This is a genomic window from Paenibacillus sp. FSL H8-0122, from assembly GCF_038005345.1.
Lineage (GTDB): Bacteria > Bacillota > Bacilli > Paenibacillales > Paenibacillaceae > Paenibacillus_AQ.
Window position 1 is genome coordinate 7,506,041 of the sequence record NZ_JBBOTB010000001.1, and the last position, 9,979, is coordinate 7,516,019.

Here is a 9,979-nt window from a genome sequence, read left to right on the forward strand (position 1 = left end):
CAACACATGTCTCGTATTGGTCGCAAACCAATCGCAGTACCTAGCGGTGTAGATGTCACTTTGGACAACGCCGTTATTACAGTAAAAGGTCCTAAAGGCACTTTGACTCGTGAGCTTCATAAAGACATGAAGATTACAGTTGAAAATAACGAAATCACTGTTGTTCGCCCGTCGGACAACAAATTGCATCGTTCACTTCACGGCACAACCCGCTCCGTTGTCAACAACATGGTGAGTGGTGTGACTGAAGGTTTCTCGAAATCTCTGGAACTGGTTGGGGTCGGATATCGTGCAAGCAAATCCGGAGATAAAATTGTATTGAACGTTGGTTACTCCCACCCGGTTGAAATTACACCGGAAGCGGGTATCGAGTTCGATGTTCCTGCGAACACGAAGATCATCGTTAGAGGGATTGACAAAGAACGCGTTGGCGCTTATGCTGCCAAAATCCGTTCCGTACGTGAACCTGAACCATACAAAGGTAAAGGTATCAAATATGAAGGCGAGCGTATCATCCGCAAGGAAGGTAAAGCTGGTAAGAAGAAATAACCAGCTCTACCTTAATTGTAAGATACCCCGTGCATCTTAAAGTGAAGCTGTTTACGGCAAACTGAAGGGAGTGAAAGGGAAGTCATGATTACAAAAGAGGATAAAAACAAGGCTCGTCTCAAAAGACACCTGCGTGTTCGTAAGAAGATCCAGGGTACTACTGAGCGTCCACGTTTGAATGTGTTCCGTTCTTCGAAACACATCTACGCTCAACTGATCGATGATGTGACTGGCGTTACTATCGTATCGGCCTCCACACTTGATAAGGAATTGAGTGCTACAATCGGAAATGGCGGCAGCGTTGAAGCTGCAAGCAAAGTGGGTCAATTGATCGCTGAGCGTGCCAAAGAAAAGGGTTATGCAGTGGTTGTATTTGACCGCGGTGGATACTTGTACCATGGACGGATTCAGGCTCTGGCTAGCGCAGCTCGCGAAGCTGGTCTTGAATTCTAGAATATTTCTAAAAGGAGGTTAACGACTTGCGTGTAGATCCGAACAGTTTAGAACTGACAGAAAGAGTTGTACACATCAACCGTGTTGCAAAAGTTGTAAAAGGCGGACGCCGTTTCAGCTTTAGTGCACTTGTTGTTGTGGGCGACGGCAACGGCTACGTTGGTGCTGGTATCGGTAAAGCCGGCGAAGTTCCGGATGCCATCCGTAAAGGCATTGAAGACGCCAAGAAAAACCTGATCCACATTCCAATCGTAGGAACTTCGATTCCTCACCTGGTTACTGGACATTTCGGCGCAGGACGCGTTCTGCTGAAACCAGCATCCGAAGGTACCGGCGTTATCGCTGGTGGACCGGTTCGTGCGGTGCTTGAATTGGCAGGCGTTGGCGATATCTTGACAAAATCTTTGGGTTCTTCGAATTCCATGAATATGGTCAATGCTACTTTAGAGGGTCTTTCCCGTCTGAAGCGTATTGAAGAGGTCGCGAAGCTTCGCGGCAAATCTGTCGAAGAATTACGCGGTTAAGGAGGGGAACGTCAATGGCTAAATTGCAAATTACCCTCGTACGCAGTGTAATTGGACGTCCAGAAACACAACGTGTTACTGTTAAGACGCTCGGCCTGCGCAAAACCAACTCGTCCGTGGTTCACAACGACACTCCTGCAATTCGCGGGATGATCAACAAAGTGAGCCACTTGCTGTCCGTTACTGAAATTGAAGGCTAAACAGCCTCGCATAAATTAACAAACATAAGGAGGTGCAAACGATGAAGTTACATGAACTTGCTCCAGCTCCTGGATCACGGAAAGAACGCAACCGCGTTGGTCGTGGACCAAGTAGCGGTAACGGTAAAACTTCGGGCCGTGGACACAAAGGTCAAAACTCCCGTTCCGGCGGTGGTGTACGTCCAGGCTTCGAGGGTGGACAAAACCCACTCTATCGTCGTCTGCCTAAACGTGGTTTCGTCAATCCTACCCGTAAAGAGTACGCGATTGTGAACCTGGAAGATCTGAATAGCTTTGCAGAAGGAACAGAAGTAACTCCTGAGCTTTTGCTTGAAACTGGTGTTGTCAGCAACACTAAGAGCGGCATCAAGATTCTCGGCAACGGTGAACTGGCTGTTAAATTGACTGTCAAAGCAAATAAGTTCTCTCAATCTGCGGTAGAGAAAATCGAAGCTGCCGGCGGTAAAACCGAGGTGATCTAATGTTCAAGACGCTTAAGAATATATGGCATGTTGAAGATTTGCGCAAAAAGATCCTGTTTACCCTGTTCGTTCTGATCATTTACCGCATCGGTTCGTTTGTACCGGTTCCCGGTGTGAACAAAGAAGTACTGGAATCAACAAATCAGGGCGGAGACGCTTTGATGGGTCTTTTGAACACCTTCTCGGGCGGAGCGCTCAAAAACTTCTCGATTTTTGCGATCAGCATTTACCCGTATATCACAGCATCCATCATAGTTCAATTGCTTTCGATGGATGTTGTCCCTAAGTTTGCCGAATGGGCTAAGCAAGGGGAACACGGGAAAAAGCAGCTGGCGCAAATTACGCGTTACGGCACAGTAGTGCTAGGTTTGATCCAAGCGTTTGCCACATCTATCGGGTTTAACCGGATTTATGGCACTGAGATGATTCCAAATGCAACCTTTGCGGATTACCTGCTTATTGCGATCATATTGACGGCGGGTACATCGTTCTTGATGTGGTTAGGTGAGCAGATCACTGAAAAGGGTATAGGAAACGGGATTTCGATCCTGATTTTTGCGGGAATCGTCGCCGCCTTTCCGGGATATATCACCACTACGGCGCAATCAAGCTTCATTCAGCCGGGTCAGATGTTCCTGAATATTCTTAAAGTCGTTATTGTACTGATCGTGGTTGTTGCGATTATTGTCGGGGTGATCTTTGTTCAACAAGGTATCCGTAAAATCCCTGTACAATATGCCAAGCGCGTAGTCGGTAACAAAATGTACGGTGGACAGAATACGCACATTCCGCTTAAAATTAATGCGGCTGGTGTAATTCCTGTTATCTTCGCCGTTTCGCTGCTTCAATTCCCGGTCGTTTTATCGAGCTTCTGGTCCACCCACGCTTGGGCTAAATGGGTCTCGGCCAATCTGGATCATACCAAGCCGCTCGGCATGCTGCTGTATGTAGTCATGATCATCGGATTCACGTTCTTCTATACGTTTGTTCAGATGAACCCGCAGCAAATGGCTGACAATATGAAAAAGAATGGCGGATACATTCCAGGTATACGTCCAGGTAAGGCTACTGAGAAATATCTGACTAGAGTAATGTCGCGTCTGACCATGTCCGGTGCGCTGTTCCTGTCATTAATCTCTGTACTGCCAGTATTATTTGGATCGTTGTCCGGGTTACCGAAGCAAGTGCAGATTGGTGGTACGGCACTGCTTATCGTTATCGGTGTTGCACTGGATACCATGAAGCAGATCGAGAGCCAATTGATCAAACGCCATTACAAAGGCTTCATCAATAAATAGGCGATAGGTTCCGGAGAAGTACCTAAGGCTTTAAACTTCCCGGTACCTATTGTGCTGTTTCTTGCTTGGTGGCGAACTTTCGGGGGGAGAAGAGAATCGTGAACATTTTATTCATGGGCCCTCCTGGGGCAGGCAAGGGAACACAAGCCGCTGTTGTTGTAAAAGAGTTGGGTATTCCTCATATTTCGACTGGTGATGCATTCCGCTTGGCTATTAAGCAAGGCACACCGGTTGGACTTAAGGCCAAATCTTATATTGATCAAGGGTTGCTTGTACCTGATGATGTGACTATTGGAATCGTCGAAGAACGGCTGCAGCAGTCCGATTGCGAAAAAGGTTTTTTATTGGATGGCTTTCCAAGAACCCTTTCGCAAGCGGAAGCGCTGGGAGAAATCCTCAGCCGGCTTGGAACTTCACTGGATCACGTTGTTAACTTGAATGTGGACCGCGGACTGCTGATGGCACGTCTTACCGGACGCCGGATCTGCTCCGTATGCGGAACATCCTACCATTTAATTTTCAACCCGCCGAAGCAAGAAGGCGTCTGCGACATTGATGGCGGAGAATTGTATCAGCGTCCGGACGACAACGAAGAAAGTGTAGGCAAGCGACTGGATGAGTATGATAACAAGACAGCGCCTCTGCTTGCATTTTATGACGATAAAGGTCTTGTGCGTCAGGTAAACGGAGAAAACGAAATCAATGTCGTTTCTTCTGAAATCGTATCTATGCTGCGGGGTTAATGTAATGATCATTTGCAAATCCGAACAGGAACTTGTCTTTATGAGGGAAGCTGGTCGAATTGTTGCCGAGAGTCACCGTCTTATTGCTGAAGCTATCCAGCCAGGCATTACTACCGGTGAGCTCGACAGAATCGCCGATGGGTACATTCGCAGTCAGGGTGCTGTGCCGTCTTTCAAAGGCTACAACGGTTTTCCTGCCAGCATTTGCGCTTCAGTCAACGAACAATTGGTGCACGGATTTCCAGGGAAACGCAAACTGGTAGAAGGCGATATCGTTACGCTGGATATCGGTGCAGAGTACCGTGGTTATCACGGTGATTCCGCCTGGACATACGGGGTGGGCAGCATTTCCGAAGAGGCTCAGCGTCTGCTGGACGTCACGGAAGGCTCCCTGTACGCTGGACTGGCGTTAGTCAAACCGGATGTGCGCTTGTTTACAATCTCCCATGCAATTCAGTCATACATTGAAGACGCCGGATTCTCCGTTGTCCGCGAGTATGTTGGTCATGGCATTGGGGCAGAACTGCATGAAGAACCGCAAATTCCGAACTATGGCATAGCGGACCGCGGACCACGTTTGAAGCCGGGTATGGTACTCGCCATTGAGCCGATGGTTAACGCTGGAGAACGTTATGTCAGAACGCTGGATGATAACTGGACGGTCGTTACGGTAGACGGTTCACTGTGCGCTCACTTCGAGCATACAGTAGCAGTTACACCGGACGGCATGGAAATTTTCACAAAACTGAATGCGTAGGTGATCTTCACGTGAATACTGGGAGCAGCCCGCAGGTTGGTCAAATCGTGAGAATTCTCAAAGGCAAGGATGCCGGAGAGGCTGCCGTTGTTATCGCAGTTGTGGATAGCAGATTTGTATATATTGCTGATGGAGACAAACGTAAGTTTGACAGCCCAAAGAAGAAGAATATTCAGCATCTGGAGCTCATACCCTTCATCAGCAGTGAGATTGTAGACAGTTTGGAAGAAACCGGCCGGGTCACCAACGGAAAGCTGCGGTTTGCAGTGATGAAGTATGGCCAGCCCGCTGGAAAAAGTGCTAATGAGAAAGGAGACTAACTGTGGCTAAGGAAGACGTCATTGAGGTAGAAGGAACGGTTATTGAGCCGTTGCCTAACGCAACTTTTAAGGTTGAGCTTGAGAACGGTCATCAAATACTTGCCCATGTGTCCGGGAAATTGCGGATGCACTTTATCCGTATCCTAACCGGAGACAAAGTGGTCGTGCAGTTATCGCCTTATGATCTATCAAAAGGCCGTATAACTTACCGTAAATAGATGGGAACTACAACAAAAGTTTTGCTTCGCAAAACTTTGAGGAGGTAATTAACATGAAGGTAAGACCTTCTGTAAAGCCCATTTGCGAAAAATGCAAAGTCATCCGCCGCAAAGGGACTGTTATGGTAATTTGCGAAAATCCGAAACACAAACAAAAACAAGGTTAAGAAGGGGGTGTAGCGTAAAATGGCTCGTATAGCTGGAGTGGATTTGCCACGTGATAAGCGCGTTGAGATCGCCTTGACTTATATTTTCGGAATCGGTAAAACGACTTCCCAGAAAATTCTTAATGAAACAGGCATTGACGTTAACACACGTGTCCGTGATTTGACGGAAGATGAAGTCAGCAAACTGCGTGAAACGATCGACAAAGAGGTTAAGGTTGAAGGTGACCTTCGTCGTGAAATTTCCTTGAATATTAAGCGTCTAACTGAGATCGGCTGTTACCGCGGTGTTCGTCACCGTCGTGGATTGCCTGTTCGCGGTCAACGTACCAAAACCAATGCTCGTACCCGTAAAGGCCCGCGTCGTACTGTAGCAAACAAAAAGAAATAAGAAGAGGTGATAAGAGACAATGGCTAAACCGAAAAAAGTCGTACGTACGAAACGTCGCGACCGGAAAAATATCGAGTCTGGCGTGGCACATATCCGTTCCACGTTCAATAACACTATCGTTACGATCACGGATCCCCACGGAAATGCAATTTCCTGGGCAAGCTCCGGCGGTCAAGGATTCAAAGGTTCCCGTAAATCGACTCCATTTGCAGCGCAAATGGCAGCCGAAACAGCTGCTAAGGCAGCTATGGAACACGGCATGAAGTCCGTTGAAGTTATGGTTAAAGGACCGGGCGCGGGCCGCGAAGCAGCCATCCGTTCCCTTCAGGCCGCTGGCCTTGAAGTAAACCTCATTAAAGACGTTACTCCGGTTCCTCACAATGGATGCCGTCCGCCGAAGCGTCGCCGCGTATAATTCAATCAGAATTGTGATTGTGGTATAATTCTGACGCATCTGCTAATAATAGGTGTTTAGGCATACTACATGATACACCTGATGGGGTGACTGTTTCATATAGGAGCGACGTTTGAAGGAGGGGTACACTCGTGATAGAAATCGAAAAGCCGAAGATTGAGACCGTAGAAGCCAATGATGATGGGACCTATGGGAAATTCGTAGTTGAACCGCTGGAACGTGGATATGGCACGACTCTGGGGAACTCGCTTCGCCGGATCCTGCTTTCCTCCCTTCCGGGAGCCGCAGTGACTTCGGTCCAAATTGACGGCGTTCTGCATGAGTTCTCGACCGTTCCCGGCGTAATGGAAGATGTGACGGAAATCATCCTGAACCTTAAAGCTCTGTCTCTGAAGATTCATTCGGATGAAGAGAAAGTGTTCGAGATTGATGCTGAAGGAGAAGGCATCGTTACCGCGGGTGATATCCGTGCGGACAGCGATGTTGAGATCCTGAACCCGGATCTTCATATTGCAACGCTGGGACCTGGCGCGAGACTGCACATGCGCATTTTTGCAGGCCGTGGTCGCGGCTACGTCCAAGCGGACCGGAACAAACGCGACGATCAGCCAATTGGTGTAATTCCAGTTGACTCTATCTACACTCCTATTTCACGTGTGAATTACGGTATTGATAATACCCGTGTTGGTCAAGTGACTAACTACGACAAGTTGACGCTGGAAATTTGGACAGATGGCAGTATCCGACCGGAAGAAGCCGTTAGCCTTGGAGCCAAAATTTTGAACGAGCACCTCGTTCTGTTCGTAGGTCTTACGGATGAAGCGAAAGACGCCGAAATTATGGTTGAAAAAGAAGAAGACAAAAAAGAAAAAGTACTTGAGATGACGATCGAGGAGCTTGATCTTTCTGTCCGTTCCTACAACTGCCTCAAACGTGCCGGTATTAATACCGTGCAAGAGCTGACTACGAAAACTGAAGAAGATATGATGAAGGTTCGTAACCTGGGCCGCAAATCTTTGGAAGAGGTTCAAGAGAAGCTTGAGGAACTTGGTTTGGGACTTCGTACAGAAGAATAGGACCCCGGAGTTCTTGAGACTTGAGTGAAGGAGGGAAAACAAATGGCATACCAAAAATTGGGCCGTGATTCCAGCGCGCGTAAAGCTTTGTTCCGCGATATGGTAACGGATCTGTTCCTATACGAACGTATTCAGACAACAGAAGCCAAAGCGAAGGAAGTTCGTTCCATCGCTGAGAAACTGATCACTAAAGCGAAAAAGGGCGATCTTCATGCTCGCCGTCAAGTAGCTGCATTTGTTCGTCGTGAGACTGTAGATGGTGAACAAGATGCAATCCAAAAATTGTTCTCTGACATTGCTCCACGTTACACAGAGCGTCCAGGCGGATACACTCGTATCCTGAAGCTGGGACCTCGCCGTGGCGATGCTGCGCCTATGGTTTATCTTGAACTGGTAGACCGCGCGTAGTCTCACAAGCCATGATTTCCGGATGTACGCTTTACGTATTTAACGTTATTGTACTGCAGGGCATAGTACCCTGCCGTGCAAATAACCGCGGGAATCACCTTGTATAGAGTAGAAGGAGCTCCCGCCGGGGCTCTTTTTTTTGAGAATAAATTAAGTATATGGACCAACAGGAGAATGAAATGCGCAATCTATTGATGAAAGTCAATTATGACGGTACCCATTATGATGGCTTTCAGACCCAGCCTCAGGGCAATACGATTCAGGACAAGCTGGAGCATGCTATTCAGCATCTGACCGGTGAGACGCTCAAAATCACGGGCTCAGGACGGACTGATGCAGGGGTGCATGCTTATGGCCAACCTTTTAACTTCATAACCTCCTCACAGATTCCGCTGGAGCGCTGGTGTCTGGCGCTGAATGCCAGGCTGCCGCAGGATATCGTTGTTACTGAGGCTGCTGAGGTTCCGCTCTCGTTCCACTCCCGTAGAGGGGCGAAGCGTAAAACCTACCGCTATACAATTAACGGCAACCGGTTCCCGGACCCGTTCCAGCGGCGCTGGCAGCATCATCATCCGATGAAGCTGAACGTTCCTGCGATGGAGCTGGGGCTAAGCTCGCTGCTGGGTACCCATGATTACACCTCGTTTGCGTCCAGGAAGTCTACCAAGACTTCGCATGTGCGGACCATTTATGAGGCTTATCTTGAAGTAGACCGCAGCATGTGCCGCCCGGGCTCTCCTGACCAGGGAGTGATCCATACCTATATTACAGGCAGTGGCTTTTTGCAACATATGGTACGCATTATTATGGGCACGCTGATGCAGGTGGGGCAAGGTAAAATCAGCGCAGATAGAATGCCTGTCATTCTTGCGGCTTGTGATCGTGCAGCGGCCGGACCTACGGCTGTGTCTAAGGGGCTGGCACTCTGGAGTGTGGAATATGACGAGATAGACGACTAAACGGCTGATACTATATTTTTTATGAAAATAAGTACTGATTGTTTAAAAATCGCTTGCGCTTGTCATGTTTATACTGTAATATAAAAGTTGTGTTTTCTTGATGGCTATCCCACAGCCCCGATCAAGGAAATGCCAACAAATAATTTTTTTAACTCACTAAATTGTAATTCAATCGCGAAACAAGATATACGAAACAGATGATTTTCGTACGAGAACAAGGAGGAAACATTCATGCGTACCACCTACATGGCGAAGCCGAACGAAGTTGAACGCAATTGGCACATCATTGATGCCGAAGGCAAAACACTTGGCCGTTTGGCAAGCGAAGCCGCTGCCCTGATCCGCGGCAAACACAAACCGCAATTCACTCCACACGTTGATACTGGTGATTTCGTAATTGTTATCAACGCTGAGAAGATTCACCTCACAGGTAAGAAAATGCAAAACAAGAAATACTACCGTCACTCGATGCACCCAGGTGGCTTGAAAGTTACCGTTGCGGAAGAACTGCTCAAGACCAAACCTGAACGTATGATTGAATTCGCAGTTCATGGTATGATTCCTAAGACTCGTCAAGGTAATCACATGAAGCTGAGACTCAAAGTATATGCAGGCGCTGAACATCCACATGCAGCACAAAAACCTGAAGTTTACGAACTTCGCGGATAAGAATAAAGGAGGACAGTTTCATGGCACAAGTACAATACTATGGGACAGGTCGTCGTAAACATTCGGTAGCACGTGTTCGCCTTGTACCGGGTGAAGGACGCATTGTCATTAACAAACGTGAGATGGACGAATATTTCGGTGTTGAAACACTGAAGATGATCGTAAGACAACCTTTGAACCTGACTGAAACTCTGGGCAGCTACGATGTAATCGTGCTTGCACATGGTGGCGGCATTTCCGGTCAAGCTGGCGCAATCCGTCACGGGATCTCCCGTGCATTGCTCAAAGTAGACCCTGAATATCGCGGTACGCTGAAGAAAGCCGGCTTCCTGACACGTGACCCACGTATGAAG

At 47.9% G+C, this 9,979-nt stretch carries 18 protein-coding genes; all 18 read left to right on the forward strand.

The window, feature by feature from the left end:
• Nucleotides 1–6: 6 nt before the first annotated feature.
• A complete protein-coding gene (rplF, locus tag NSS64_RS32290) occupies nucleotides 7–549 on the forward strand; it encodes a 50S ribosomal protein L6 (RefSeq protein ID WP_036721827.1) in 543 nt (180 codons plus the stop codon).
• Nucleotides 550–633: 84 nt separating this feature from the next.
• Nucleotides 634–1,002, forward strand: a complete 369-nt coding sequence (rplR, locus tag NSS64_RS32295) for a 50S ribosomal protein L18 (protein ID WP_036692407.1) — start codon at nucleotides 634–636, stop codon at nucleotides 1,000–1,002.
• Between the two features lie 26 nt (nucleotides 1,003–1,028).
• Nucleotides 1,029–1,526 carry a 30S ribosomal protein S5 gene (gene rpsE / locus NSS64_RS32300; protein ID WP_036652980.1) on the forward strand — a complete coding sequence of 166 codons (498 nt, stop codon included), beginning with the start codon at nucleotides 1,029–1,031 and terminating at the stop codon, nucleotides 1,524–1,526.
• A gap of 14 nt (nucleotides 1,527–1,540) precedes the next feature.
• Nucleotides 1,541–1,726: a 50S ribosomal protein L30 gene (rpmD, locus tag NSS64_RS32305; protein WP_019908243.1), complete on the forward strand. Its 186-nt coding sequence runs from the start codon at nucleotides 1,541–1,543 to the stop codon at nucleotides 1,724–1,726.
• A 41-nt stretch (nucleotides 1,727–1,767) separates the two neighbouring features.
• Nucleotides 1,768–2,208, forward strand: a complete 441-nt coding sequence (gene rplO, locus NSS64_RS32310) for a 50S ribosomal protein L15 (RefSeq protein ID WP_036692409.1) — start codon at nucleotides 1,768–1,770, stop codon at nucleotides 2,206–2,208.
• Nucleotides 2,208–3,506, forward strand: a complete 1,299-nt coding sequence (gene secY, locus NSS64_RS32315) for a preprotein translocase subunit SecY (protein WP_036721825.1) — start codon at nucleotides 2,208–2,210, stop codon at nucleotides 3,504–3,506. Before rplO ends, secY begins: the two co-directional genes overlap by 1 nt.
• A gap of 98 nt (nucleotides 3,507–3,604) precedes the next feature.
• On the forward strand, nucleotides 3,605–4,249 hold the full coding sequence (locus NSS64_RS32320) for an adenylate kinase (RefSeq protein ID WP_036721823.1): 645 nt from the start codon (nucleotides 3,605–3,607) through the stop codon (nucleotides 4,247–4,249).
• A 4-nt stretch (nucleotides 4,250–4,253) separates the two neighbouring features.
• On the forward strand, nucleotides 4,254–5,006 hold the full coding sequence (gene map, locus NSS64_RS32325) for a type I methionyl aminopeptidase (protein WP_036721822.1): 753 nt from the start codon (nucleotides 4,254–4,256) through the stop codon (nucleotides 5,004–5,006).
• A gap of 11 nt (nucleotides 5,007–5,017) precedes the next feature.
• Complete coding sequence (locus NSS64_RS32330; protein ID WP_036721819.1) at nucleotides 5,018–5,326, forward strand: KOW domain-containing RNA-binding protein; 309 nt, start codon at nucleotides 5,018–5,020, stop codon at nucleotides 5,324–5,326.
• Nucleotides 5,327–5,328: 2 nt separating this feature from the next.
• Entirely contained in the window at nucleotides 5,329–5,544 is a 216-nt protein-coding gene (infA, locus tag NSS64_RS32335; RefSeq protein WP_018753971.1) for a translation initiation factor IF-1, read from the forward strand.
• A gap of 53 nt (nucleotides 5,545–5,597) precedes the next feature.
• Nucleotides 5,598–5,711, forward strand: coding sequence for a 50S ribosomal protein L36 (gene rpmJ / locus NSS64_RS32340; RefSeq protein WP_003322638.1), 114 nt, complete (start codon nucleotides 5,598–5,600; stop codon nucleotides 5,709–5,711).
• A gap of 19 nt (nucleotides 5,712–5,730) precedes the next feature.
• Complete coding sequence (gene rpsM / locus NSS64_RS32345; protein ID WP_036721817.1) at nucleotides 5,731–6,099, forward strand: 30S ribosomal protein S13; 369 nt, start codon at nucleotides 5,731–5,733, stop codon at nucleotides 6,097–6,099.
• 19 nt (nucleotides 6,100–6,118) lie between these two features.
• Nucleotides 6,119–6,514: a 30S ribosomal protein S11 gene (gene rpsK / locus NSS64_RS32350; RefSeq protein ID WP_020427052.1), complete on the forward strand. Its 396-nt coding sequence runs from the start codon at nucleotides 6,119–6,121 to the stop codon at nucleotides 6,512–6,514.
• Nucleotides 6,515–6,645: 131 nt separating this feature from the next.
• Nucleotides 6,646–7,590 (forward strand): DNA-directed RNA polymerase subunit alpha, encoded by a 945-nt coding sequence (locus tag NSS64_RS32355; protein WP_036692422.1) that lies wholly within the window; start codon nucleotides 6,646–6,648, stop codon nucleotides 7,588–7,590.
• A 42-nt stretch (nucleotides 7,591–7,632) separates the two neighbouring features.
• A complete protein-coding gene (gene rplQ / locus NSS64_RS32360; protein WP_019908254.1) occupies nucleotides 7,633–7,998 on the forward strand; it encodes a 50S ribosomal protein L17 in 366 nt (121 codons plus the stop codon).
• 179 nt (nucleotides 7,999–8,177) lie between these two features.
• Nucleotides 8,178–8,957, forward strand: a complete 780-nt coding sequence (truA, locus tag NSS64_RS32365; RefSeq protein ID WP_340946747.1) for a tRNA pseudouridine(38-40) synthase TruA — start codon at nucleotides 8,178–8,180, stop codon at nucleotides 8,955–8,957.
• Between the two features lie 231 nt (nucleotides 8,958–9,188).
• Nucleotides 9,189–9,626: a 50S ribosomal protein L13 gene (gene rplM / locus NSS64_RS32370; protein WP_036721811.1), complete on the forward strand. Its 438-nt coding sequence runs from the start codon at nucleotides 9,189–9,191 to the stop codon at nucleotides 9,624–9,626.
• A 20-nt stretch (nucleotides 9,627–9,646) separates the two neighbouring features.
• Nucleotides 9,647–9,979, forward strand: a 333-nt coding sequence (rpsI, locus tag NSS64_RS32375) for a 30S ribosomal protein S9 (RefSeq protein WP_341142736.1), incomplete at its 3' end; no start/stop codon positions are given.